The organism is Rugamonas sp. GW822-FHT03B10 (assembly GCF_058801745.1).
This window is the reverse complement of the sequence record NZ_JBXANP010000005.1, coordinates 1-22,643: the sequence shown is the minus strand read 5'-3', so window position 1 is coordinate 22,643 and position 22,643 is coordinate 1. Positions and strand designations below refer to the sequence as shown.

Annotated in this window: 27 protein-coding genes; 4 read left to right on the top strand and 23 right to left on the bottom strand. The window is 69.1% G+C overall.

Annotated elements, in window-relative coordinates; all coding sequences use genetic code 11:
* Positions 1-1,620: a cache domain-containing sensor histidine kinase gene (locus AC1RQG_RS10010; protein ID WP_493130808.1), complete on the bottom strand. Its 1,620-nt coding sequence runs from the start codon at positions 1,618-1,620 to the stop codon at positions 1-3.
* Complete coding sequence (locus AC1RQG_RS10005; RefSeq protein ID WP_493130806.1) at positions 1,620-2,276, bottom strand: response regulator; 657 nt, start codon at positions 2,274-2,276, stop codon at positions 1,620-1,622. The genes AC1RQG_RS10010 and AC1RQG_RS10005 overlap by 1 nt, the downstream gene beginning before the upstream one ends.
* A gap of 198 nt (positions 2,277-2,474) precedes the next feature.
* On the opposite strand from AC1RQG_RS10005, the gene AC1RQG_RS10000 reads away from it, so the two are divergent.
* Positions 2,475-3,206, top strand: coding sequence for a YcbK family protein (locus AC1RQG_RS10000; protein ID WP_493130804.1), 732 nt, complete (start codon positions 2,475-2,477; stop codon positions 3,204-3,206).
* Positions 3,207-3,215: 9 nt separating this feature from the next.
* Here the strand turns inward: AC1RQG_RS10000 and AC1RQG_RS09995 are convergent, their stop codons facing one another.
* The gene (locus tag AC1RQG_RS09995) at positions 3,216-3,431 is read right to left on the bottom strand and encodes a DUF3460 family protein (protein ID WP_493130802.1); all 216 of its coding nucleotides are present in this window, start codon (positions 3,429-3,431) and stop codon (positions 3,216-3,218) included.
* 108 nt (positions 3,432-3,539) lie between these two features.
* On the opposite strand from AC1RQG_RS09995, the gene AC1RQG_RS09990 reads away from it, so the two are divergent.
* Both AC1RQG_RS09990 and AC1RQG_RS09985 read left to right on the top strand, forming a co-directional pair.
* Positions 3,540-3,950 (top strand): hypothetical protein, encoded by a 411-nt coding sequence (locus AC1RQG_RS09990; protein ID WP_493130800.1) that lies wholly within the window; start codon positions 3,540-3,542, stop codon positions 3,948-3,950.
* 136 nt (positions 3,951-4,086) lie between these two features.
* Positions 4,087-6,279, top strand: coding sequence for a putative bifunctional diguanylate cyclase/phosphodiesterase (locus AC1RQG_RS09985; protein WP_493130798.1), 2,193 nt, complete (start codon positions 4,087-4,089; stop codon positions 6,277-6,279).
* Here the strand turns inward: AC1RQG_RS09985 and AC1RQG_RS09980 are convergent, their stop codons facing one another.
* From AC1RQG_RS09980 to flgB, 12 genes are all read right to left on the bottom strand, one after another.
* Complete coding sequence (locus AC1RQG_RS09980) at positions 6,280-7,326, bottom strand: hypothetical protein (RefSeq protein WP_493130796.1); 1,047 nt, start codon at positions 7,324-7,326, stop codon at positions 6,280-6,282.
* Positions 7,327-7,331: 5 nt separating this feature from the next.
* Positions 7,332-8,243: a flagellar hook-associated protein FlgL gene (flgL, locus tag AC1RQG_RS09975; protein WP_493130794.1), complete on the bottom strand. Its 912-nt coding sequence runs from the start codon at positions 8,241-8,243 to the stop codon at positions 7,332-7,334.
* 10 nt (positions 8,244-8,253) lie between these two features.
* On the bottom strand, positions 8,254-9,624 hold the full coding sequence (gene flgK / locus AC1RQG_RS09970) for a flagellar hook-associated protein FlgK (protein ID WP_493130792.1): 1,371 nt from the start codon (positions 9,622-9,624) through the stop codon (positions 8,254-8,256).
* Between the two features lie 90 nt (positions 9,625-9,714).
* Complete coding sequence (locus AC1RQG_RS09965; RefSeq protein WP_493130790.1) at positions 9,715-10,149, bottom strand: rod-binding protein; 435 nt, start codon at positions 10,147-10,149, stop codon at positions 9,715-9,717.
* Between the two features lie 20 nt (positions 10,150-10,169).
* Entirely contained in the window at positions 10,170-11,288 is a 1,119-nt protein-coding gene (locus AC1RQG_RS09960; protein WP_493130788.1) for a flagellar basal body P-ring protein FlgI, read from the bottom strand.
* Positions 11,289-11,298: 10 nt separating this feature from the next.
* On the bottom strand, positions 11,299-11,988 hold the full coding sequence (gene flgH, locus AC1RQG_RS09955) for a flagellar basal body L-ring protein FlgH (protein WP_493130786.1): 690 nt from the start codon (positions 11,986-11,988) through the stop codon (positions 11,299-11,301).
* On the bottom strand, positions 11,988-12,779 hold the full coding sequence (flgG, locus tag AC1RQG_RS09950; protein ID WP_493130784.1) for a flagellar basal-body rod protein FlgG: 792 nt from the start codon (positions 12,777-12,779) through the stop codon (positions 11,988-11,990). Before flgG ends, flgH begins: the two co-directional genes overlap by 1 nt.
* A 30-nt stretch (positions 12,780-12,809) precedes the next feature.
* Positions 12,810-13,535 carry a flagellar basal-body rod protein FlgF gene (flgF, locus tag AC1RQG_RS09945; RefSeq protein ID WP_493130782.1) on the bottom strand — a complete coding sequence of 242 codons (726 nt, stop codon included), beginning with the start codon at positions 13,533-13,535 and terminating at the stop codon, positions 12,810-12,812.
* Between the two features lie 10 nt (positions 13,536-13,545).
* Complete coding sequence (locus AC1RQG_RS09940; protein ID WP_493130780.1) at positions 13,546-14,796, bottom strand: flagellar hook protein FlgE; 1,251 nt, start codon at positions 14,794-14,796, stop codon at positions 13,546-13,548.
* A gap of 14 nt (positions 14,797-14,810) precedes the next feature.
* The gene (locus AC1RQG_RS09935; protein WP_493130778.1) at positions 14,811-15,500 is read right to left on the bottom strand and encodes a flagellar hook capping FlgD N-terminal domain-containing protein; all 690 of its coding nucleotides are present in this window, start codon (positions 15,498-15,500) and stop codon (positions 14,811-14,813) included.
* A 3-nt stretch (positions 15,501-15,503) separates the two neighbouring features.
* Positions 15,504-15,926: a flagellar basal body rod protein FlgC gene (flgC, locus tag AC1RQG_RS09930; protein ID WP_493130776.1), complete on the bottom strand. Its 423-nt coding sequence runs from the start codon at positions 15,924-15,926 to the stop codon at positions 15,504-15,506.
* Positions 15,927-15,972: 46 nt separating this feature from the next.
* Entirely contained in the window at positions 15,973-16,335 is a 363-nt protein-coding gene (gene flgB, locus AC1RQG_RS09925; protein WP_182163121.1) for a flagellar basal body rod protein FlgB, read from the bottom strand.
* Positions 16,336-16,496: 161 nt separating this feature from the next.
* Between flgB and flgA the strand changes: the two genes are divergently transcribed.
* A complete protein-coding gene (gene flgA, locus AC1RQG_RS09920; RefSeq protein WP_493130774.1) occupies positions 16,497-17,195 on the top strand; it encodes a flagellar basal body P-ring formation chaperone FlgA in 699 nt (232 codons plus the stop codon).
* Here the strand turns inward: flgA and AC1RQG_RS09915 are convergent.
* The 8 genes from AC1RQG_RS09915 to AC1RQG_RS09880 form a co-directional block, all read right to left on the bottom strand.
* Positions 17,180-18,001: a glycoside hydrolase family 73 protein gene (locus AC1RQG_RS09915; RefSeq protein WP_493130772.1), complete on the bottom strand. Its 822-nt coding sequence runs from the start codon at positions 17,999-18,001 to the stop codon at positions 17,180-17,182. The two genes, flgA and AC1RQG_RS09915, sit on opposite strands and share 16 nt — an antisense overlap.
* On the bottom strand, positions 17,988-18,470 hold the full coding sequence (gene flgN, locus AC1RQG_RS09910) for a flagellar export chaperone FlgN (protein ID WP_493130770.1): 483 nt from the start codon (positions 18,468-18,470) through the stop codon (positions 17,988-17,990). Before flgN ends, AC1RQG_RS09915 begins: the two co-directional genes overlap by 14 nt.
* Complete coding sequence (locus tag AC1RQG_RS09905) at positions 18,467-18,745, bottom strand: flagellar biosynthesis anti-sigma factor FlgM (RefSeq protein WP_493130768.1); 279 nt, start codon at positions 18,743-18,745, stop codon at positions 18,467-18,469. The genes flgN and AC1RQG_RS09905 overlap by 4 nt, the downstream gene beginning before the upstream one ends.
* 78 nt (positions 18,746-18,823) lie before the next feature.
* On the bottom strand, positions 18,824-19,816 hold the full coding sequence (locus AC1RQG_RS09900) for a flagellar motor protein MotB (RefSeq protein ID WP_493130766.1): 993 nt from the start codon (positions 19,814-19,816) through the stop codon (positions 18,824-18,826).
* Positions 19,800-20,717: a flagellar motor stator protein MotA gene (gene motA, locus AC1RQG_RS09895; protein WP_182154822.1), complete on the bottom strand. Its 918-nt coding sequence runs from the start codon at positions 20,715-20,717 to the stop codon at positions 19,800-19,802. Before motA ends, AC1RQG_RS09900 begins: the two co-directional genes overlap by 17 nt.
* A 53-nt stretch (positions 20,718-20,770) precedes the next feature.
* On the bottom strand, positions 20,771-21,499 hold the full coding sequence (locus AC1RQG_RS09890; protein WP_493131351.1) for a FliA/WhiG family RNA polymerase sigma factor: 729 nt from the start codon (positions 21,497-21,499) through the stop codon (positions 20,771-20,773).
* A 27-nt stretch (positions 21,500-21,526) separates the two neighbouring features.
* The gene (locus tag AC1RQG_RS09885) at positions 21,527-21,982 is read right to left on the bottom strand and encodes a flagellar basal body-associated FliL family protein (RefSeq protein ID WP_493130763.1); all 456 of its coding nucleotides are present in this window, start codon (positions 21,980-21,982) and stop codon (positions 21,527-21,529) included.
* A gap of 16 nt (positions 21,983-21,998) precedes the next feature.
* Positions 21,999-22,643, bottom strand: a 645-nt coding sequence (locus tag AC1RQG_RS09880) for a flagellar hook-length control protein FliK (RefSeq protein WP_493130761.1), incomplete at its 5' end; no start/stop codon positions are given.

Sequence of the window (22,643 nt, the reverse complement as noted above, 5' to 3'; positions counted from 1 at the left end):
TTAGCGCTCCTCATCGCCGCCATGCGGCGGCAGCGGCAACGACAGTTCGACCGCCGTGCCGGGATGCAGGGCATGGATGGTCAGCGTGGCGCCGATGCGTTGCGCGCGCAGCCGCATATTGCCGAGCCCATGCCCGTGGCTGGCCGCTTCCCCATCGAATCCGCAGCCATCGTCGCCCACCCGGGCCGAAAACAAGGTGGGCGTGAAGTGCAGGTCCACCGTCACCGCGTGCGCGCGGGCATGGCGCAGGGCGTTGGTCAGCGCTTCCTGCAGGATGCGCAGCACTTGCAGCCCGTCGTGCGGGGCGATATGCAATTGCTCGGGCAGGTTGTGATAGTGCCACCGCAGCGGCAGCCCCACGCCCTTGAACCGCGCCTCCATGCGGAAGCGGAAGTTGCCGAGCACGGGCAGCAGATCGGGTTCGTCCGGCGACAGGGTGTCGATCGCAAGGCGCATGTCGTCCAGGCATTCCTGCAGCATGGCGACGGTTTGCGCCGTGTCGGCGTTGCCGCCCTGCACCAGCATCAAGGTCGACACCAGGGTGGAACCGACGCCGTCGTGCAAGTCCTGCATGATGCGCAGGCGTTCTTCGTTGGCCGCATGTTCGCGTTCGAAGACGCGCAATCGCTCCTGGTTGGCGCCACGTTCATGCCAGAAGCGCAGCAGGGCCCAGGCCCCGCCGGCGCTCGACAGCAGGCACAGCAGCATCAGTACCGTGGCCAGCAGCACTTCATCGCGCCATTTTTGCAGGTAGTCGTCGCGCGCCAGTCCCACGCTGAAATAGAGGTTGCGCGGCAATAGCAGCACGGGCTGGTCGAACACGCGCTGCAGCGAGATCAAGCGTTCGATGCCGTCGTAGCGCGAGTGGAACCGGTAACTGTCCGGCCGGTGGCCCGTGCGCACATAGTCGCGCAATTTGGGCGACGGGATCACCTTGCCGATCATGGCGTCGTCCTCGCTCTGGCGGGCGTAGCGCGCGTAGACCAGTTCGTCCGACGACACCAGCGTCATGGCGCCGCGCGGGCCGACCCTGGTGAGCGAAAACGCGTTGCCCAGGCGGTGCAGCGGCACTTCGGCGCTGACGATGCCGTCGAAGCTGCCGTCGGCCTTGCGCAGGGCGCGGGCGAACAGCACATACCACGCTTGCAGGGCGGGATCGCGCAACGGGCGGCTCAGCGCCAGGCCCGGCGTCGTGCTGTCGCGCAGGGCGAGGAAATAGTCCTGGTCGGCCACGGTCACGCGCGCGCCCGCGTCCAGCGGTGGCCCGTAGCGTTGGCGGCCGGCCGCGTCGTACACGCGCACCGGGCGCAGCGCGGGTTGGCGGTCTTGCTGGCGCTGGAGCAGGGCGGCCAGCGGACCGGCCGCCTGGGGCGCGGGCAGTTGCGCGATGTCGAGCGCGAGCGCGTCGAGCGCCACGTCGATTTCCCGTATCGTCGCTGAAATATTCTCCTTCAGCACGGTGGACAGGTTGTGGGCCGTGATGGCCGCGTGTTCCTGTTGCTGGCGGTAGCTTTGTTGCAGGAACAGCAGCAGGATGGCGCCGATCACGCCGTTGAGGATGACCACCACGGCGGCCACCTGGCGCACCAGGGCGGGACGCGCGGGCGCGGCGGCCGGCATTACAGCAAGCCCAGCGCGGTCGCTTCGTACACGGCCTCGCCGCGCGAGTGCACGGCCAGCTTCTTGTAGATGTTCTTGACGTGGCGCGCCACGGTGTGGGGCGAGATCTCGTGCAGCTCGCCGATTTCGATGAAGGTCAGCCCCTTGGCCAGCGCCCGCAGCACTTCCACCTCGCGGTCCGTCAGCAAGCCCTGGGCTTGCGGGTCGGCGCCGCTGCGCGGCCCGCCGGGCGCGCGGCCCTGCAGCCGCTGCAGGATCTTGCGCGCGATCACGGGACTGACGGGGGCGCCGCCGTCGCGCAGCGTGCGGATGCCGTTGAGCATGTCGGCCGGCGTGCTATCCTTCAGCAGGTAGCCGGTGGCGCCCGCTTCGATGCTCGCCAGGACGTGGGCGTCGTCGCCGAACACGGAGATCACCACGGCGTCGCAATCGGGATGGCGGCGCACGGCCTGGCGGATCAGCTCGACGCCGTTGATGTCGGGCAGGCCGAGGTCGATCAGGTAGACATCGGCGCGGCCGCGTTCGAGCATGGCCAGGCCGTCGCGGCCGTTGGCGGCCGTGCCCACCAGCCGCATGTCGGGCGCCGCCTCGACCATGGCCGCGTAGCGGCGCAGGAAGTCGCGGTTGTCTTCAATGATCGCGATAGTCGTCGGCATCGTGTCCTGCAACGTTGAAGCGTACTCGGAAAACACATGGTAGCCGATGGAAGTGCCGAACTGCAACTTTGATATCGGCCCGGACCACCCGGTTCTACCGGGCGCAACGAGAAAAAAGATGCGTTTCAGCGCGCCGCGGTGGTTTTCCATTTCCCCCCGCTACGTTATAGTAAGCGCATTGTTTTAATAGGCAACAATATGGTTACGCGCAGAACTTTTCTTCAGCAGGGACTGGGGCTCACCACCACCGCTTTCCTGGGGACGCCGCTGATCGGTTGCGCGGCCCGCAGCGCCGTGCACACGGCCACCGCCGGCACGGCCGGACGGCCGCATGTGGCGGCCAAGCCCGCCAGACAGCCGGCCCAGGCGCAGACGGACGGCGGGCCGGTCCCGCAGGCGGAACTGGCGCCGCCGCCCGACATCTTCGACGCCCAGGCGCTGGACCTGGAATTCTGGCTCAAGCCGCGCGTAATCGACGTCACACGCCCGGCCAGCGGCGAGCGGGCCAAGATCCTGTATTGGAAGGACGGCGACATCATCGACTCGGCCTACCAGGAACTGTGCCATTTGCTGCGCGACGTGAACGGCAAGGAAACGGCGCCGATCGACCCCAAGCTGTTCGAGACGCTGTGGGGCACCCAGGCGTTCGTGGCCCGCTACGGCATCGAGCAGCCGCTGGAAATCCTGTCCGGCTTCCGCACCGCGACCTCCAACCGCAAGCTGATCGAGTCCGGCGTGCCGGCCGCGCGCCAGTCGCTGCACATCGAGGGGCGGGCGGCCGACATCCGCATCGCCAACCTGAACGCGGAAGTGCTGGGCGGGCTGGTGCGCAGTTTCCGCCAGGGCGGCGTGGGCTTCTACTACCGCGCCGGACCGCGCGGCGGCTGGATCCACGCCGACACCGGCCTCAAGCGCACCTGGAAGGGCTGACGCCGTCGTTCAGGTCGTGTAATAGTAGGGCGGCAGCGGCACGCTGTCGTGCTGCGCCTTTTCCAGCTCGTCCAGCTTGACGGGCCGCTCCCACCAGATGCGCCAGCCCAGTTGCTGGTCGCGCGCCACGTCCGGATGGTCGTGCAGATAGCCGTCGATGAAGCGGGTGAATTCGGACTGGTAGACGGCGCCGCCGGGGCCGTACCAGCTGGATCGGTGTTTCATGGCGTCCTCCCTGAAGCTGCCGGATACCAGCCATCGTAGCCCTTTTCCGCCGCGCGCGTCGTCCGCGATCGGTTAGACTGGCGCCAATGAACCGAACACAGGAACACTATGCATGATGATCAACAGGCGGGCCGGGCGCCGCGCTTCAAGCCGGTGCCGTGGATGGCGCTCGAGACCGCGGCCGACGTCGAGCTGTGGATAGAGGAGCACAACCGCAGCATGCAGGACAACATCGGCCGCCACGAGACCGGCTACGGCGTGTGCTTCACCCTGGCCGAGGGCGGCGACATCTACCTGCAGACCAGCCCGGACGGCGCCGTCATCCTCGACGTGACGCCCGAGGCGGCCTGGGTGGCGCCGCTGATCATGGCCGCCGCGCGGGTCGAGGCGCCGGCCGGCGCGCTGTGGGTGCTGCCGGACGACAAACTGATCCAGCTGATGATAGGCTTGAGCAGCCTGATCGCCAGTTCCATGCTGGTGGTGGGCCATCCGTTCGGCCGCCGCCGCCACGCCGTCTGAGCTGCGCCCGGCGTCACTACCAGCCTGCGCGGGATGCTCGACAGCGTCCATCTTCGATGTTAGTCTTGAATGAGCGGAATTTCTTATCCTTATTGCATGACTTAGCCATTGCGCCCGCGCTGCGCGGAAGGGGATCATGGACGACGAGATGCAGGCGCCGGGAGTGTCCGCGGCGGCCATGGGGCCGCTGGCCGGCACGGCCGTGCCACTGGGCGAGGGCGCGCGCGCGGCGCTGGCCGCGCGGGCCGGGGAGGGGCTGTCGCCGGAGCGGCTGCGGCTGGAGCAGGAGCATGCGTATTTCAACGACATCTACCTGCTGGCGCCGGTCGGCTATTTCGTGCTGGGACTGGACACCACCATCCTGCAAATGAACTTGGTGGGGGCCGACTTGCTGGGCGTGCCGCGCCTGAATCCCGACCGCGTGCATTTCCGCAATTTCATCAGTTCCCGGTTCATCGCCGACTTCGACCGGCTGGTGCAGGCCGCCCTCAACAGCAGCGAGCCCCAGCATTGCGACCTGCAGCTGCTGCGCGCGCATGAGCAGCATGGTTTCCCCGCCACGCTGCGCGCGAGCGCCGACCTCGGCGGCCAGGCGCTGCGGGTGGTGCTGGAGCTGGCCGAAGGCAAGCTGGCCGCGCTCGAGCGCAGCGAGGAACGGTTCCGGCGCATCGTCCACACGGCCGAGGAGGGCATCTGGGAGATCGATGACCAGGCCCGTACCAGCTTCGTCAATCCCAAGATGGCGGCCATGCTCGGCTACACGATCGAGCAGATGCTCGAGCAGCCGCTGGTCAACTTCATGGACGACGAGGGCCGCACCATCCTCGAACGCAACATCGCGCGCCGCCGCGACGGCGTGGCCGAGCGCCACGAATTCAAGTTCCTGCGCGCCGACGGCAGCGCGCTGTGGGCCACGCTGGCCACCAATCCCATCTTCGATCCGCAGGGGCAGTACCTGGGCGCGCTGGCGCTGGTGACCGACATCACGGCGCGCCGCGAGAGCTCCGAGCTGATCTGGCACCAGGCCAACTTCGACGCCCTGACGGCCTTGCCCAACCGCCATATGTTCCAGGACCGGCTGCGCCAGGAGATGAAGAAAGCCAGCCGCGAAGGCTTGTTCCTGGCCCTGCTGTTCATCGACCTCGACGGCTTCAAGCAGGTCAACGACACCCTCGGCCACGCCCAGGGCGACGCGCTGCTGGTCGAGGCGGCGCGCCGCATCGGCGCCTGCGTGCGCGCGTCCGACACGCTGGCCCGGCTGGGCGGCGACGAGTTCACCATCATCCTGTCCGGCCTCGACCACGTGTCGAGCGTGGAGCGCATCGCCCGCAACATCCTCGACAACCTGAACCAGCCGTTCCAGCTCGGCGGGCAGCAGGGGCGGGTGTCGGCCAGCGTGGGCATCGCCCTGTTCCCGTCGGACGCGACCGAACCGGACGAGCTGCTGCGCCACGCCGACCAGGCCATGTACGCGGCCAAGCATGGCGGGCGCAACCGCTACAGCTATTTCACGCCCGATCTGCAGCTGGCGGCCCAGGCCCGGCTGCAGATCATCCAGGACCTGCGGCTGGCCCAGGCCCAGGGCCAGTTCGTCCTGCATTACCAGCCCATCGTCAACCTGGCCACGGGCGCCATCGAACGGGCCGAGGCGCTGCTGCGCTGGCAGCATCCGCAACGCGGCTTGCTGGCGCCGGCCGAGTTCCTGTCCCAGGCCGAATCGAACGGCCTGCTGCTGGAGCTGGGCGACTGGGTGTTCCGCCAGGCCGCCACCCAGGCGCGCCAGTGGCAGCGGCAGTTCGGACCCGGGTTCCAGATCAGCGTGAACCTGTCGCCGGGCCAGTTGCGCGGCGACGCGGCCCGCTACGAGGGCTGGCAGGAATTTGTGCGGGCGCTGGAATTGCCGCCGCGCAGCATCGTGCTGGAGATCGGCGAGGGCGTGCTGCTCGACGGCGCCAGCCCGGTGGCGGCGCGGCTGCGGACCCTGCGCGGGATGGGGCTGCAGGTGGCGCTGGACGACTTCGGCACCGGCTATTCGTCGCTGTCGCACCTGCGGCGCTTCGACATCGACTATCTCAAGCTCGACCACAGCTTCGTGCGCGAACTGGCGGCCGACACCGGCGACCTGGCCCTGTGCGAGACCGTCATCGCGATGGCGCACAAGCTCGGCTTGCGGGTGGTGGCGGAAGGGGTGGAGACGGCGGCGCAGCGCGACCTGCTGGCGCTGGCCCGGTGCGACTTCGCGCAGGGCTATCTGTATGCGCCGGCCCTGCCGGCCGACCAGTTCACGGCGCTGGCCGGGCGCGGCCTGCCGCCCCCGGCGCCGGCCTGATCAGCGCAGGCCCAGCAGCGAAACGACGCGTTCGCGGCTGATGCCGGCCAGCGCCGAGGTGATCGACAGCAAGGACTGGTAGCCGGGCTGGCTGGCCGTGGAGACGAAATTCTGCGCCACCTGGCCCATGCCGGCCGTGTCGGCGCCGGCCGGGGCGGCCACCTGGATCTGGCTGTCGGCCTGGCTCAGCGCGCCGTTGACGCTGGCGATGGCCGCCTCCACCTGGGCCAGCGCCTGCACCACCTGCTGCAGCGTCTGGCGCAGGGCGTCGGCGTCCGACGTGTGCCAGTTGTCGGGGTTGATGGCCGGCGCTTCCGGCTCGGTCTTGATGCGGTTCAGCTGGCCGCCGGGGAAGCGGATGCCGGCCCCCTGCACCGAGAAATTGTCGCGCACGCCGGCCCAGTCCGCTTCCGGCGTCGAGAAGTCGAGGTTGCCGTCGTCGCCGACGGCCACGCGCACGCCGGACGGCGCCAGCGCGTCGTCGAAGCGCTGGGCGATCTGGTCGTCGCTCAAGCCCGGCTCCAGGCTCACCGAGCGCAGGCCCTGGGTGCCGGCGCCCACGGCGATGGCCAGCACTTCCTTGCCGCCGCTGCGCAGGTGGGCCAGGCTCATGCCGCGCACGGAGAAATGTTGCAGCGTCGGCTTGCGGCCGTAGCCGAGGCGGGCGTCGAGCGTGCCGCCGGAGGCGCTCTGGCGCGTGCGCCAGGTGGCGCCGAACTGGCGCACGCGCATCTCGATGCTGCCGTCGCGCACCGGGTGGGCGGCCAGCTTGGCCGACAACTCCGATTTCAGGCTGCGCAGCTGGGCCGCGCTCTGCTCCAGGAAGTCCAGCGCCTGCTGGGCGCCCGAGATGTCGCCCTGCAGCGGCTGGCGCCAGTTGGCGATGCCCTGGCGCAGCGGGGCGGCCGCCGTGGGGGTGGGCGTGACCGGGGTGGCCGTGGCCGCGCGTTCGCCGTCGAGCCCCAGCGCGGTGCCATCGGACGGGCTGGCGCCGCCGGCAGTGCCGGGGGCAATGACGGTGGGGGTGGTCGATTGAGCGATTTGCATACGATTTACAGGACGTTGAACAGGGACAGGTTGCTGACCTTGGCGTAGGCCTTGTACGACGATTGCAGCGCCAGGTTATAGCCGTTGAGCTCGGTGGCGGCCTGGCCGTAGTCGAGCTGGCCCAGCGTGGTCATGGCGGTCTGGTTCGACAGGCTGACGTTGGCGTGGTTGTTGTCGAGCGTGGACAGGATGTTCTGCGCGCCGCCCAGGTCGGCGATCTTGCCCGACACCAGGTCCAGCGTGCTGCTGGTGCCGTCGAGGTTGGCCGACAGCGCCGCCTTGAGCGACGGCGTGGACGGCGTCACGCCGGGCGCCGACAGCTCGGCGATCGAGGTGTCGAGCTGGTTGAGCAGCGTCTCCAGGCCCGACACGTTGGCGTTGGCCACCTGCGTGATGCCGTTGCCCACCACCACCTGCTGCTGGCTGGTGTTGCCGGTGTAGGTGTAGCGCGATCCGACCGGGGCGGCCGGGTCGTAGGTGATGGCCTGGGTGTTGGTCAGCGTGCCCGAGAAGATGTAGCGGCCTTCCTGGTCCTTGGTGTTGGCGTTGTAGAACAGGCTGTCGCGCAGCGAGGTCAGCGGGTTGACCATGGAGCCGAGGTCGGCCGCCGCGTTGCCGCCGTCCGAGGCCCACACGAGCAGGTCCTGGGCCTGGTTGATGTCGGCCGTCATCGACGTCAGGTAGGTCTCGTTCTTCTCCAGACGGATCTTGATGGCGCCGATGTTCTCGCGGTACTGGCCGACGATGGCCTCCTCGCGCGTCAGGCGCGACAGGCGCACGTTGGTGACCGGGTCGTCCGACGGCAGCTGGATCTTGTTGCCCGAGGCCATCTGGTCGGTCAGCTGGGCCAGCTTGTCCTGGTTGAATTGCAGGCCGCGGTTCATGGTGGCCTGGAACTGGCTGGTGGCGATGCGCATCGTAAACTCCTTAACCGAACATCTGCAGGGTGGCGTCGAACAGCGTGTTGGCGACGGCGATCACCTTCATGTTGGCCTGGTACATATTCTGGTATTCCACCAGGTTGATCGCTTCCTCGTCGGAATTGACGCCGGCGGTCGACTTCCAGTCGTCCTCGGCCTGCTGGCGGACGGTGGTGGCGGTGTTGAGCAGCGACTGGTTCTTGGCGCTGTCGATGCCTAGCTTGCCCACCAGCTGGGTGTCGGCGTCGCCCAGCAGCACGGTGCCGATCGAGCTCAGGTTCACGGTCTGGTTCTTGATGTCGATCAGCTGCTGCAGGTTGCCGCTGTCGCCGGGCGTGCCGTCGGCCGAGAAGGCCAGGTCGGCCGCCTGGAAGCCGGCCGTGGTCTCCAGCAGGCCGGTGGCGCTGGCCGGGTTGTACACCAGCAGCGGCGCGCCCGGATTGCCGTTGGCGTCGAAGCCGGCGGCCAGCTGGGTGTTGACCTTGCTCGCCAGCTGGTCGGCCATGTCGGCGATCGATTGCTGCAGCGGCTTCAGGGTGTTGGCCATGTAGTCGCTCAGCCCGCCCAGCTGGCCGCCGACCTTGGTGTCGTCGAGCTTGAACGGGGTGTTGGCGAAGGTCACCGTCAGCACGGGCGCGCCGGCGCTGGTGTCGAACGCCATGGTGCCGGCGATGTTGCCGACCACCAGCGGCTGGCCGCCCTTGAGCGAGATGCTGCGGCTGCCGTCCGGGTTCTCGTTGACCTCGATGGCCACCTGGTTGGCCAGGCCGTCGATCAGCTGGTCGCGCTTGTCGACCAGGGCCGAGGTGTTGGTGCCGAGCACGCCCACGGCCGCGATCTGCTGGTTCAGCGAGGCGATGTTCTGCAGCGTGGAGTTGATCTGCGGCAGCATCGCGTCGCGTTGCTGCTGGATCGAGATCAGCTGGTTGGCCGTCACGTTGTAGATGCTGTTGAAGTGCTGCGACATGGCGCCGGCCGCCGTCACCACCTGCTGGCGCAGCGGGGTGGAGGTGGGGTCGACGCCGGCCGCGTTGAGGGCCTTGAAGAACTGGTCGACGCCGGCGCTGATGCTCGACAGGCTGTCGTTCATCACCCGTTCCATCTGGGTCATGTAGGGCTGGGTCTGGGTGCGCGCGCCGAGGTCGGAGTTGGCGCGCCACATCTGCTGGGTCTTGTACGAATCGCTGAAACGCAGCAGCGCCGACACCTGCACGCCGTTGCCGGGCAGCTTGCTGCCGGCGTCCGGCTGCACGGCCGCCAGCAGCACACCCTGGCGCGTGTAGCCCTTGGTCTGCAGGTTGGCGATGTTCTGGCTCGACGTGTTGAGGGCGGCCTGGGCCGCCAGCGCGCCGGTCAGTGCGTTATAGGAGATGCTCATAGGGCAAGGGTCTTTCCTGGTTGAGGCCGGGCGTCCCGGCCGCTGGCCGTGGCCGGTGCGCCGGGTCCGTTAACGCTACAGGGCGACCGTTTATTGCCGCCGATTAAGAGAATGCGCGGAATTTCGCGTATCGGATGCGCTGGCGGCGGCCGGCGGGCCGGCCGGCGCGGCCGCCGCGGCGGCCGGGGCCGGCGGCAGCAGCTGGCGCAGGATGGCGTCGGCGATGCCGAACGCGCGCTGGCCGGCCATCTTGTCGGCCACCAGGTTGTCGGCCATGTCGAGCATGTCGCCGTTGATCGAATCGTGGTGCGCGCCCTCGTCGCCGGCCATGGCGCGCGTGCCTTCGCGCATCTGGTGCAGCATGTGGCCGATGAAGAAGCTCTCGAACTTGATGGCGGCCGAGGTGGCCTTGGCGCGGTAGGCCGCGTCGGCCGCGTTCTCGCCGGGGGCCGGCGCCACCGGGGCGTCGCCCAGCTGGTCGGCCGTGCCCAGGCGCAGCTGGCTGGGATCGAATGGTGTTTGCATGGCGGGTCCCGGATCAATGCTCAAATGACGACCAGTTCGCCTTCGATGGCGCCGGCCTGGTCGAGCGCCTGCAGGATGGCCATGATGTCGTCCGGCGAGGCGCCCAGGCTGTTGACGACGTCGATGATGGCCTGCAGCTTGGCGCCGGCCGGCCACTTGAACATCTGGCCCGAGCCCTGGTCCACCGACACCTGCGACTGCGGCGTGACGGTGGTGTTGCCCTGGCTGAACGGGGCCGGCTGGCTGACCTTGGAGCTTTCCGAGATCACCACCTTGAGCGAGCCGTGGGTGACGGCGGCGGCCCGCACCCGCAGGCCGTCGGCGATCACCACGGTGCCGGTGCGCGAATTGAACACCACCCGGGGCACATCGTCGCCGACGTCCACCGACAGGCCCTCGAGCTTGGCCATGAAGGCCACGCGCTGGGTCGGGTTGGCCGGCGCCACCACGTCGATCGAGGTGGCGTCGCTGGTGGTGGCGATGTCGCCGAAGCGCTTGTTGATGGCGTCGACGATGTTGATGGCGGTCTGGAACTGCGGGTGGCGCAGCGACAGGCGCACCGTGGGCTTGGTGGCGAAGTCGGTGCTGATCTCGCGCTCGATGGTGGCGCCGCTGGGGATGCGGCCCGAGGTCGGGGTGTTGACGGTGACCGACGAGCCGCTCTTGCCGGTCGCGTTCAGGCCGCCCACCACCAGGTTGCCCTGGGCCAGCGCGTAGACCTCGTTGTCGGCCGCGCGCAGCGGCGTCAGCAGCAGGGCCCCGCCGCGCAGGCTCTTGGCGTCGCCCATCGAGGACACGGTGACGTCGATGTTCTGGCCGCGCCGGTAGCCGGGCGGGAACACCGCGCTCACCATCACGGTGGCCACGTTCTTGCTTTTCGCGTCGGTGCCGTCGGGCACCTTGACGCCGAACTGCTTGAGCATGTTGATCACGGACTGGCTGGCGAACTTGACCTGGGTCGAGTCGCCGCTGCCGTTCAGGCCCACCACCAGGCCGTAGCCGACCAGCGGGTTGTCGCGCAGGCCTTCGACGCTGACCAGGTTGCGCAGCACCTGGGCCGCCCGGGCGGGCGCGGCCGCGCCCAGCATGGCGCACAGGAGGAGGGGAAGGAGGGAGCGGAGGGTGCGGGGCGAAATCATGGCGGCGGCCTCAGAAAGGCATCAGGGGACCGTTGAAGAAGCGCGACAGCCAGCCCGGGGTCTGGCTGTCGGCCAGCGTGCCCTGGGCGGAATAGGCGATGCGGGCGTTGGCGATGCGCTGCGACGACACCTGGTTGTCGGCGTCGATGTCGGCCGCCCGCAGGTAGCCGCGCAGGCGCACGAACTCCTCGCCCTGGTTGAGGGTCAGGCTCTTCTCGCCGGCCACGCGCAGCAGGCCGTTGGGCAGCACCTCCTGCACGATCACGGTGATGGCGCCGGTCAGCGCGTTCTGCTGGGTGCTGGTGGCGTCGCCGGCGAACGAGCGCTGGGCGCCCGTGTCCAGGCCCAGCTTGGGCAGCGTCTTGCCCAGCACGCTGGGCGCGGTGACGCTGGCCGCGCTGTCCTTGGAGAAGCTGGTGCCGGCCTTCTTGCTGGCCTGGGTGGTTTCCTGCAGGTTGACGGTGACCACGTCGCCGACGCGGAAGGCGCGCGAGTCCGACGTCAGCGACAATGTCAGGTCGGGGCTGAACACGCCGCCCGAGGTGCCGCGCGGGGCGGTGATGCGCGAGACGGCCGGCGGCTCGTCGATGGGGCCGGGCCGCACCGGCGGCGGCGCCAGCGCGGCGCAGCCGGCCAGCGCCAGGGCCAGCAGCGAGGCGGGCGCCGCGCGCCGTGCCAGCGCGCACAGCACGGTGTTCATCAGCGCGCCGCCTGCGACAGGTATTGCAGCATGTTGTCGGCCGCCGTCAGCACCTTGGTGTTCATCTCGTAGGTGCGCTGGGCCGCGATCATGTCGACCATCTCCTCGACCACCTGGACGTTCGAGCCCTCCAGCGCGCCCTGCTTGAGCTTGCCCAGCTGGGCTTCGCCGGGCTTGCCCTCGGTGGGCGTGCCGCTGGCGGCCGTCTCCTGGAACAGGTTCTCGCCCAGCGCCTGCAGGCCGGTGGGGTTGATGAAGCTGGTCAGGGTCAGCTGGCCCAGTTCGCTGCCGGCCGTGTTGCCGGGGATGGTGGCCGTGACCATGCCGTTCTCGCCGATGGTGATGGCGGTGGCGTTGGACGGCACCGTGATCTGCGGGATCAGCGGCAGGCCGTGGGCGTTGACGAGGATGCCGTTGGCGTCCACCTGCAGCTGGCCGGCGCGGGTGTAGGCGGTGTCGCCGTTGGGGCGGCGCACCGACAGGAAGCCGTTGCCGGTGATGGCCACGTCGAGCGCGTTGCCGGTCGTCTGCAGGCTGCCGGTGGTGAACACCTTCTGCGTGCCCACCATGTGGGTGCCGTTGCCCAGCTGCACGCCCGACGGCGCCAGCGTGTTGTTGTCGGCGCGCTGGGTGCCCGGCTGCTGTTCGATCGAGTAGAACAGGTCCTCGAACATCACGCGGTCCTTCTTGAAGCCGACCGTGTTGGCGTTGGCCAGGTTGTTGGCGATGGCCTGCAGTTTCTCGTCCTGGGCCTGCACGCCGGTCTTGCTGATCCACATTGCTGGATTCATGGTCTTCCCCTGTAATCGTTAAGCGGGCGCTCAGGCGCCCATCAGCTTGTTGCCGGACTGGACGTTGGTATCGGCCGCCGTCAGCAGTTTCATCTGCAGCTCGAAGGTGCGGTTCAGGCTCATGGTGGCCACCATCTCCTCCACGGCCGACACGTTGCTGCCCTCGAGGTGGCCCGAGCGCACCAGCACGGTGGGGTCGGTGGGCAGCGGCTGGCCGCTGCGCGCCACCAGCAGGCCAGCCTCGTTCTTGGTCAGCTCCGAGCCCTCGGCCTTGACCAGCTTGAGCTTGTCGATGGTCTGCATGATGGCCGTGCCCGGGCTCTGGATCGACACCGTGCCATCCTGGCCGATGGCGATCTTGGTGTATTCGGGCACCGCGATCGGCCCCCCTTCACCGAGGATGGGGTTGCCGTTCACCTTGAGCGTGCCGTCGGCGTCGAGCGTGATGGCGCCGGCCCGCGTGTAGGCCTCGCCCGTGGGGCCCTGGACCGCGAAATAGCCGTTGCCGCTGATGGCCACGTCCAGCTCGCGCCCGGTGGCCTTGATGGTGCCGGGGCGCACGGAGACGGCGTTGGCCTGCAGTTGCGCCATGTGGCGGTCGTCGTAGCCGTAGCCCGACAGCGACTGGGCGGTGGCCAGCTCCATGTTGGCGCGGAAGCCGGCGGTGTCCATGTTGGCCAGGTTGTTGGCGTGGACCTGCTGGCCGCGCAGGGCCCGCTCGGCCCCGCTCATGGCGGTGTAGATCAGGGCATCCATGGTTCAGTCCTCAGATGGCCTGCATCAGCGATTGCATCATGGTCGATTCCGTCTGGATCACCTTGGAGTTGGCCTGGTAGTTGCGCTGCGACGTCATCAGACCCACCAGCTCGGAGGTGATGTCGACGTTCGACTGCTCGAGCGCGCTGGTGTTGAGCGAACCGGCCATGCCGCTGCCGGGCGTGGTCACCAGCGGCGTGCCGGAATTGTTCGATTCGACCCAGCTGGTGTCGCTGACCGAGGTCAGGGCGCCCTCGTCGGGGAAGGTGGCGATCGCGATCTTGCCCACCGATTGCTTCTGGCCATTGGTGTACTTGGCGATCACGGAGCCGTCGTTGGCCAGGTCGACCCCGGCGAACACGCCCGAGGCGTAGCCGTCGACGGCGTTGGTGGAGGTGGTGGCCTCGCCGGCGAACATAGTGGTGCCGGTGTAGTCGATGGCCAGCGGCTTCATGGTGGCGCCGGTGGCCACGATCGGAGTCGGCAGCGTCAGCGCCACGCTGGTCACGGGCGCGGCGGCCGGGCCGAGCTGGCCGGCCGAGTCGAACACCAGCTGCGCCGGCAAGCCGGCGCCGGTCAGTTCGGTGCCGTCGAGCACATAGTGGATGTTGATCGTGGCGGCCGCCGCGTCCTTGACGAAATACTGGGTCAGCGTGTGCTGCGAACCGAGCGAGTCGTAGACGATGGAGGTCTTCGACATGTTGAAGGTGGTGGGGTCGGGCGGCGCGGTGGGCGTGACGGGCGCGGCCGGAATCGGGCCGAACGCGCCGCCGGCGGGCACGGTCCAGTCGGCCGACATGTTGCCCACGTAGTTCATCTTGCCCGAGGCCACGGCCGCGATCTGGCCGGTGGGGATGGCCAGGTCGCCCTGGGCGCCCAGGATGGTGCTGGGCGGCTTGAGGCCGAAGCCCTGCACGCGGCGGCCCGAGGCGTCCACCAGGTAGCCGGACTTGTCGGCGTCGAAGATGCCGACCCGCGTGTACTGGGTCTCGCCGGCGGTGGTCTTGGTGACGAAGAAGCCGCGGCCGTTGATGGACGCGTCCAGCGAGCGGCCCGTGTTGAGCACGCCGCCCGACAGGCCGATGCTCTGGGTGACCGAGCCGATCTCGGTGCCGGTCGGCTGGCTGCCGGCCACCATGGCCGAGAAGTTGGCGCGGCCGGACTTGAAGCCGAAGGTGCCGGCGTTGGCGATGTTGTGGCTGACGGTGTCGAGCTGCTCGTTGATGGCCTGGATGCCAGACAAGGCGATATCAAAACTCATGGCGGAGTCCTTTCTTAGAGACTGGATTGAGCGGCCGAGGCGGCGGCGACGGATTTGCCGTTGAAGGCGGTGATGGCGGTGGGCGCCACGTCGCCGACGTGGGCGACGCTGATGACGATGCTGCCGGTGGGCGACAGGCGCACGCTGTTCAGGCGCCCGGCCAGGTCGATCGGCGGCACTTCCTTGGTGCTGGTCTGCACCGACATGGTGTAGGTGCCGGCCGGCAGGCCCAGCGCCGTCGGGTCGATGGCGAACGGCACCGTGCCGGCCGCCTGCACGCCCAGCGTCACGTTGTGCTTGTTGCCGGCCGAGTCCGTCAGCACCAGCGTGGTGCTGGTGCTGGTGTTGGCCAGCGTCATCTGGCCGTGCACGGTGGCGCCGTCGAGCGTGACGCTGTCGCTGGCGGCCATCACGTCCGAGCCGACCTGGGCGCCCAGGGCCAGCACCTGCATGCTCTGCAGCACGCTGGCGTTGGCGCTGGTGAGGGTCGACAGGTTCTGCAGCGACTCGGTCTGCGACAACTGGGTCAGCTGGTTGACGAACTGCGACGGGTCGGTCGGCGACAGCGGGTCCTGGTTCTTGATCTGGGCCACCAGCAGCTTGGTGAACATGTCCTGGGTCTGGCTGGCCGTGTTGCCGGTGACGTTGGCGCCGTTCGAGGCGGCCGGGGTGGCCGACGGGTTGTTGAGGAGGCTCGTTTGCATGGCTTAACCTTCACCGAGTTTAAGGAGGGATTGCTGCATGGTGCGGATGCGCCCCAGCACTTCGACATTGGTCTCGAAGGCGCGCGAGGCCGACATCATGTCGGTCATCTCGGCCACCTGGTTGACGTTGGGGTAGAACACCATGCCGTCGGCGTTGGCCATCGGATGGCCCGGCTCGTAGACCTTGCGCAGCGGCTCGCTCGACTCGACCACGTCGAGCACCTGCACCTTGCCGCTGGCCTGGTCGAGCGCGTCGACCGAGTCCGTCATCACGGCCGCGAACACGGGCTTGCGGGCGCGGTAGGTGTCGGCCTCGGTGCCGGCCACCGAGTCGGCGTTGGCCAGGTTGCTGGCGATGGTGTTCAGGCGCACGGTCTGGGCCGCCATGGCCGAACCGGCGATTTCCGAAATGGTTTTGAATGACATGGCGTCTCCTGGCGCGCGCGGGCGTGCGCCGTTATCTGTTGCTGCGTTATTGTCCGTTGATGGCCTTGGCCAGGCCCTTCAGCGTCATGTTGATGAAGGTCAGGCTGGTCTGGAAATCGTTGGCGTTCTGGGCGAAGGCGGCCTGCTCGACGCCGATCTCGACCGTGTTGCCGTCGCGGCTGGGGTGGTAGGGCACGCGGTACAGGGCGTTGCCGTCGCTGTCGAAGGCCGGCACGCCGTCGGACGCCTCCTGGGTGCTGGCCAGCATGGCGCCGAAATCCATGTCCTGGGCCTGGAAGCCGGGCGTGTTCTCATTGGCGATGTTCGACGCCAGGATGCGGGTGCGCTCGGCCCGCAATTGCAGCGCCTCCGGGTGCAGCCCCACGGCGTCCTTGAAATTGATCCCCATTGTCATTCCCTTTTGGCTAAGCATGGATGCGCGGGCACGGCGTCGCGCTTCCCCATGTAAAATGGCGGCCGACGGCGCCACGCGCCCCAGCCGCTTCCCGCATCATAGTAGAGGTATTTCTCATGCGCAACAAAACTATTGTAACCCGATTCGCGCCGCTGTTGCTCATCGGAATTTTCAATGGGGTGTCGGCGGCGCCCGCCGGACCCGAGCAGGTGCTGGCCCAGGTGCGGCAGGCGGCGCGCGCCCACGTGCTGGCGCAGGCGGCCAGCGCCGGCCTGAGCGAGCCGATGGCCGAGGTGACGGTGGTGCCGGGCAGCCGGCCGCTGGCCGCCTGCGGCCGGGCCGTGACGGTCGAGCCGGTCGACGCGCGCCTGCCGGCCCGCATGCGCTTCGCGGCCGTGTGCCCGGGGACGGACGGCTGGCGGTACGAGTTCGTGGTGCGGGCCCAGGTGTCGGCGCCGGTGGTGGTGAGCGCCACCGAGATCCCGGCCGGCAAGGTGCTGACCGACGAGGACGTGTTGCTCGAGCGCCACGAGCTGGCCTCGCTGACGGACGTGGCGGCCAGCCCGCGCGCGGTGGTGGGCCTGAGCGGCAAGCGCACGCTGCGCGCCGGCGAGGTGCTGCGCATGGCGCTGCTGGCCGCGCCCGTCGTCGTCAAGCGCGGCGACGCCGTGACCATCGTGGCGCGGCGCGAGCAGATCGAGGTCAGCATGGCCGGCGAGGCGCTCGACAGCGGCGCGCGCGGCGCGCTGGTGCGCGTGCGCAACGCCAACGGCACCGTGCTGCGGGCCCGCGTGACGGGCGAGGGGACGGTGGAGCCTGCCGACACGCCGGTCACGGCTCAATCCCCCGACTGAAGCGCGGTGGCGGCGTCGGCGGCGCCGCGCTGCAGCCGCGCCGCCAGTCTGCCCAGCTTGTCGGCGTAGGCCGGGTCGGTGGCGTAGCCGCCGCCGGCCAGCCCGCGCGCGAACGCGTGGGCGTCGTCGCCGGTGCGCAGCGCGCCCTGGAAGCGCGGATTGCTGGTGAGCATGTCGGCGTAGTCGCGGAACGCGCTGGCCGCGTCCGGATAGCTGCGGAAGCGCTCCACCTTCTTCAGCGCCGCGCCATGCACGTATTCGGTGGTGGTGGCGTCGGCCACGGCGCCGGCCCAGCCGGCGCCGGCCTTCAGGCCGAACAGGTTGTTGCTGTCGGTGCCGCCGGCGCGCAGCGGCCGCTGGCCCCAGCCCGATTCGAGCGCCGCGTGGGCCGCCACGATGCTGGGCGACACGCCCAGCCGCGCGCCCGCCTCCTCGGCCCACGGTTGGATCGAGGCCAGGAACTGCCGCTGCACTTCGCTGTTGACGCCGGCTGTTGCGCCCGCGGTTGCCCCATCGATGGCGCCGCCCTGCATTTGCTGGCGCAGGGCCAGCCCGGCCGCGCTCAGGCCGCCGGACGGCGCCGTCTGCAGCCGCGCCGACGGCGCGCCCGCGCCGCTGCCGTGGGCCAGGAAGTCGGCCACCTCGTCCTGCACCTGGCGGAACGTGGCGCCGAAGCCGGCGCCGCCGGCCGGCGCGCTCCAGCCGCCGAAGGCGGCCGGCAGGGCGCCGGCCGGGCGGCTGTCCTGCATGTTCGAGACGGTGGCTGCAGTCGGGGTCGTGGCCTGCATGCCGTCAAGCTGGCGCATAGATCTGCTCCTCGCCATGCAGCACGCGCTGCATGATGGTGTATTGCTCGACGAGCAAGTCGCTGTTGCGCTTGCCCAGGCGTTTGCACTCGCGCACGCTGTCTTCGAGCGTGCGCCAATCGGCCTCCATTCTCTCCCGTGCCGGATTTTTCAGCAAGGCAAATGCCTGGGCCATGGTGCCGTGGGGACCCAGCAAGCGTTGTACCAGCGCCACGCGCTCGGCGCGGCGCGCCTCCATGGTGTCGACCAGGGCCGTGATGGCCTCGGCCAGTTCGTGCAGGCGGGCGCTCTGGTGGCGCACGGCGCCGTCGAACTGCTGTTCGAGCAGGTCGCGCAGGCCCTGGTACGCCTGCAGGTCGGCGGCCACGCCGTGCAGCAGCGCGCGCATGGCGTCCTGGCGCGAGGTGGGCGATGCGGGCCGGGCGGGCGACGCCGACGATGGCGGCGGCATGGCGCCGGCGGCCGTCACGGCTCGCTCCCGTGGAAGCGCTGGATCAGGCCGGCCAGCTTGGCCGGGTCGAACGGCAACTCGCCCTTGGCCAGCGCGTCGCGCAGCAGGGCCACCTTGTCGTGGTCGATATCGTCGGGCATGGCGCGCAGGGCGGCCAGGGCCGGCTGCAGCACGGCCGACTGCAACGGCGCCGCGGCCGGCGCCGGCGCGGCCGGGGCGGCGGCCTCGGGCGGGGCGCTGTCGGCCACGCGCTGCACGGCCAGCCCGTCCGCGGTGGTGGTGGAGATTCTCATGCGGCTGCCTCGTGTGGGCTTGGTGTCCATGTCAGCCTGCCTGTCGCCGGCAGGGGCGCTTGGTGTTGCTCATGCGGTTTACCTCGGGTGGACTTGCTTGTCCGCTTGCGGCAGCAGCCGTTCGCGCAGTTTCTGCAGCACGCTGCTGTCGGGCAGGGCCGTGTCTATCTCTTCGGTCAGGGCGTTCCTGTTGTTGGGCACGCCGAACATGGCGGCGATGCTCTTGGCCTGGCCGGTGGTCAGGATCAACAGCTCGATGCGGCGGTTGACGCCGGCGTCGGCGCGCTTGGCGTCGAGCGGCGCGCGGTCGGCCATGCCCACCACCTGCAGCACGGACTCGGGGTTCATGCTGCCGGCCAGCAGCTGGGCGCGCGCCGACATGGCGCGGTTGCTCGACAGGGTCCAGTTGGAGAAGGCCGAATAGCTGGTGTCGGCGTACTGCAGCGAGTCGGTGTGGCCGACGATCAGCATCTGGTTCTCCATGCGCGCGAACAGCGGCCCCATCTTGCGCAGCAGGGCGCGGAACTTGTCGGTCGGCACCGCGCTGCCGCGCACGAACATGCCCTGGTGGTCGGTGTCGTGCAGCATCACGCGCAGGCCGTAGGGCGTGATCACGGTCTCCAGGTTGCTGGTCAGGCCGAAGTCGGCGCTCATCTGGGTCAGGGCCTTGGACAGCGCCTGCAGGTCGCTCGGGCTGTCGTACGTGACCTTGGCCGGCGTCACCACGGGCGCCGCCTCGCCGCTGGCCAGCTGGGCGCCGGGGGCGTCCGAGTTGCCGGTGCGCGGCATGGGGAAGCGCTCGATCAGGCTGCCACGCGGGCCGCCCACCTGCTCCGGCATCACGCCCTTGCCCTGGTCGGTCTTGGCGCCGTCGGCCTCGGTCAGGATCTGCTGCAGGCTTTCCGTGTTGCGCGAGGCCATCAGCCACAGCACGAGGAACAGGCAGCTGAGCGCCAGGCAGAAGTCGGCGAACGCCACCTTCCACGCGCCGCCGTGCTCGTCGTGCGCGTGCTTGCCGCCGCCGCGCTTGACGATGGTCTGGTCGTGGCCCTTGTCATGCGGCTTTAGCACGGCCACCTCCGCGACGCGACGTGGCTTCCGGCTCGCTGTCGCGGCCCTCCAGGTCGTTGATCCACCGTTCCAGCTGGGCGAAGCTGGGCTTGATATTCAATGGCACCAGGCGGCGCCCGGCGTCGATCGCCAGCAGCGGCGGCTTGCCGGCCACGTGGGTCACCAGCACCACCTTCACGCATTCCTTGTTGGACGCCTCCTGGCCCACCAGCTGCTTCATCATGTTGGAGATCGGGTCCAGGATGCCGTAGCAGAAGAAGATGCCGATGAAGGTGCCGACCATGGCCGCGCCCACGTGCTCGGCGATGTCGCCCGAGCTGGCGCCCTCGCTGACCGTGTTCATGGTGATCACGATGCCGAGCACGGCGGCCAGGATGCCGAAGCCGGGCATCGCCTCGCCGATCTTGTTGAGCGACTTGGCCGGCTGGTTCAGCTCCTCGTGGATGGCCTCCAGCTCCTGGTCCAGCACGCCTTCGAGCTCGTGCGCGTTGATCTTGCCCATGGCCATCAGGCGGAAGTTGTCGACGATGAAGGCCAGCAGCTTGGGCTCCTCGAGCACGCGCGGGTAGCGCTGGAACAGCGGGCTGTCCTTGGGCGCCTCGACGTGGGCGTCGAGCGCCTTCAGGCCGCCGGCGGCCAGCTGCAGCAGCTCGTACATGAGCAGCAGCAACTGGCGCTGGAATTCCGAGTCGTACTTCTTGCGGAACACGATCTTCTTGATCTGCGTGACCATCTCGGCCAGCACGTGGCGCGGATTGCCGAGCACGATGGCGCCCAGGCCGGAACCGGCGATGACGATCAGCTCGATCGGTTGCCAGATCTGATGGAACGAGCCGCCCATCATGAAAAAGCCGCCGAAGACGCTGCCCAATACGATGAAGATGCCGATTATTTGTTGCATGATGATGCGCCTTTCTGCTTCATGTTCTGATCCTTGTGGTGCCGGCTGGCGTGTCAGGTGCTCTGCAGCACCGCTTTCATCTTGCCCAGGGCCGCCTTGTTCAGCTGGCAGACCCGGGCGTCGGTCAAGTCCAGCACGGCGGCGATTTCCTTGTAACTCAGTTCAAACTCGTAATACATCTGCACCACGCGCTGCTCGCGCTCGTCGAGCCCGCGCAGCGCCTGCTCCAGGCTGCGCCGCACCATCAGCTGCTCCTCCGGGCTGGGCGCGCTGTCGTGGCCGACGCTGTCCTGCAGCACCTCGTCGAAGCTGGCGATCGACTCGGCGCTCTCGTCGAGCTGGTAGGCCTGGTAGGCCTCCGGCGTCAGGCCCAGGCCGGCGATGATGTCCTGCTCGCTCGGTTCGCGCCCCAGCTTGCGCGACAGCGCGCGCACGGCGTCGCGCAGCTTGTGGCTGTGCTGGCGCACGGCGCGCGGGCGCCAGTCCTGGCGCCGCAGCTCGTCGAGGATGGCGCCGCGGATGCGCAGGCTGGCGTAGCTGCCGAAGGCCGCGTCGGGCTCGCCGTAGCGGCGCAGCGCCTCGAGCAGGCCCATCAGGCCGATCTGCTCCATGTCGTCGCGGTCGATGGCGCCGGCCACCTGCGAATTGAGCTGGCGCACGATGCGCTTGACCAGCGGCGCGTAGGACAGCAGGTGCTTCTGCTCGTCCGCCGGGCTCAGCGTCACCGAGGCCGCGCCGTCGCCGCGCAGGGCGCCGTACGCATCCGGTTCGCTATAGGCCATGCCCGCCCCCAGTGTGTTCATGGCGCGCTATTCCAGGATCAGCTTGCCGATCATGACTTCGGAGAACGGCTTGTCGCGCTTGTCGTGGGCGTAGGTCTCGTCGTACGCCTTGTTCAGCTCGGCCGCGTACTGGTCGATGGTCATGTTCTGCGCCGTCGCCAGCGGCAGCGCCGACAGCGTGCGCACGGCCACGCTGCGCAGCATCGGCAGTTGCTCCTTGGCCACCTTCTCCTTTTCCTCGCTGGTGGTGATCACCAGGTCGGCCGAGATGTAGTGGGTGGTCGTGTCGCCGGGGCTGCGCTTGAGCATGATGATCACCTTTTCCACGGTCAGGTACTTGGGCGGCTTGCCGTCGTCGTGGCGCTCGGCCTTCTTGGCCTCGGTGGTGCCGGCGGACGCGCCCCGGGACAGGTACCAGACGGCGCCGCCGGCCACGCCCGCGCCGATCACGGCCACCAGCACGAACGCAATGATCATTTTCATATTTTTCATCTACAACTTACTCCCGCTCGGTCGACATGGCAAAAGAGGCGGCCGCGTCGCTGTCGTCGGACAGGGCGCGGCCCGGTGTGCGTGCATCCTCGTGCTGGTGCTGCTGGCCGCGGCCGTTGCCGTCGCCGCCGGCCAGCATGCCGCGCGGCGACGCCGACACGGTCACGGCCACGTCGGCGAACTGGCGCTGCGACAGGTCCTGGCGCACGCTGTCGCCGATGCTGTTGAGCTGACGCAGCACCTCGCTGTTGTTGGCCGACAGGTTCACCTGCAGCGCGCCGGCCGTGTGGCGGATCGAGATCTCGACCCGGCCCATGTTGGGCGGCTCGAGCCGGATCACGGCGTGCTCGTCGTTGCGCTGCAACTGCAGTTGCAGCCGGTCGCCGAGCGCCTCGCGCAGCGGTTGCCGCCACTGGTCCGGGGCGCCGGCCAGCTTGACGCTGTCGGCGGCCGCCGGGGTCTGGCCGGCCGGGGCGTAGCCGCCGTTGACGGCGGCCGGGGCCGGCTCGGCGCGGACCACCACGGGCGCGTTGTCGTCCCCGGCGGTGGCGGCCGGCACGGCGGCGGGCGTGGCGCCGGCCGTCGCGCCGTTGTCTGTCTCTTCTCCACATCTCCGAGCCCACGAGACAACACTGTTAATCTGGGGGGGGGG

Excerpts from the sequence above, each read along its gene's own strand:
- AC1RQG_RS10010 (WP_493130808.1), bottom strand. The coding sequence starts at position 1,620 with ATGCCGGCCGCCGCGCCCGCGCGTCCCGCCCTGGTGCGCCAGGTGGCC.
- AC1RQG_RS10005 (WP_493130806.1), bottom strand. The coding sequence starts at position 2,276 with ATGCCGACGACTATCGCGATCATTGAAGACAACCGCGACTTCCTGCGC.
- AC1RQG_RS10000 (WP_493130804.1), top strand. The coding sequence starts at position 2,475 with ATGGTTACGCGCAGAACTTTTCTTCAGCAGGGACTGGGGCTCACCACC.
- AC1RQG_RS09995 (WP_493130802.1), bottom strand. The coding sequence starts at position 3,431 with ATGAAACACCGATCCAGCTGGTACGGCCCCGGCGGCGCCGTCTACCAG.
- AC1RQG_RS09990 (WP_493130800.1), top strand. The coding sequence starts at position 3,540 with ATGCATGATGATCAACAGGCGGGCCGGGCGCCGCGCTTCAAGCCGGTG.
- AC1RQG_RS09985 (WP_493130798.1), top strand. The coding sequence starts at position 4,087 with ATGGACGACGAGATGCAGGCGCCGGGAGTGTCCGCGGCGGCCATGGGG.
- AC1RQG_RS09980 (WP_493130796.1), bottom strand. The coding sequence starts at position 7,326 with ATGCAAATCGCTCAATCGACCACCCCCACCGTCATTGCCCCCGGCACT.
- flgL (WP_493130794.1), bottom strand. The coding sequence starts at position 8,243 with ATGCGCATCGCCACCAGCCAGTTCCAGGCCACCATGAACCGCGGCCTG.
- flgK (WP_493130792.1), bottom strand. The coding sequence starts at position 9,624 with ATGAGCATCTCCTATAACGCACTGACCGGCGCGCTGGCGGCCCAGGCC.
- AC1RQG_RS09965 (WP_493130790.1), bottom strand. The coding sequence starts at position 10,149 with ATGCAAACACCATTCGATCCCAGCCAGCTGCGCCTGGGCACGGCCGAC.
- AC1RQG_RS09960 (WP_493130788.1), bottom strand. The coding sequence starts at position 11,288 with ATGATTTCGCCCCGCACCCTCCGCTCCCTCCTTCCCCTCCTCCTGTGC.
- flgH (WP_493130786.1), bottom strand. The coding sequence starts at position 11,988 with ATGAACACCGTGCTGTGCGCGCTGGCACGGCGCGCGGCGCCCGCCTCG.
- flgG (WP_493130784.1), bottom strand. The coding sequence starts at position 12,779 with ATGAATCCAGCAATGTGGATCAGCAAGACCGGCGTGCAGGCCCAGGAC.
- flgF (WP_493130782.1), bottom strand. The coding sequence starts at position 13,535 with ATGGATGCCCTGATCTACACCGCCATGAGCGGGGCCGAGCGGGCCCTG.
- AC1RQG_RS09940 (WP_493130780.1), bottom strand. The coding sequence starts at position 14,796 with ATGAGTTTTGATATCGCCTTGTCTGGCATCCAGGCCATCAACGAGCAG.
- AC1RQG_RS09935 (WP_493130778.1), bottom strand. The coding sequence starts at position 15,500 with ATGCAAACGAGCCTCCTCAACAACCCGTCGGCCACCCCGGCCGCCTCG.
- flgC (WP_493130776.1), bottom strand. The coding sequence starts at position 15,926 with ATGTCATTCAAAACCATTTCGGAAATCGCCGGTTCGGCCATGGCGGCC.
- flgB (WP_182163121.1), bottom strand. The coding sequence starts at position 16,335 with ATGGGGATCAATTTCAAGGACGCCGTGGGGCTGCACCCGGAGGCGCTG.
- AC1RQG_RS09915 (WP_493130772.1), bottom strand. The coding sequence starts at position 18,001 with ATGCGCCAGCTTGACGGCATGCAGGCCACGACCCCGACTGCAGCCACC.
- AC1RQG_RS09905 (WP_493130768.1), bottom strand. The coding sequence starts at position 18,745 with ATGAGAATCTCCACCACCACCGCGGACGGGCTGGCCGTGCAGCGCGTG.
- motA (WP_182154822.1), bottom strand. The coding sequence starts at position 20,717 with ATGCAACAAATAATCGGCATCTTCATCGTATTGGGCAGCGTCTTCGGC.
- AC1RQG_RS09890 (WP_493131351.1), bottom strand. The coding sequence starts at position 21,499 with ATGGCCTATAGCGAACCGGATGCGTACGGCGCCCTGCGCGGCGACGGC.
- AC1RQG_RS09885 (WP_493130763.1), bottom strand. The coding sequence starts at position 21,982 with ATGAAAATGATCATTGCGTTCGTGCTGGTGGCCGTGATCGGCGCGGGC.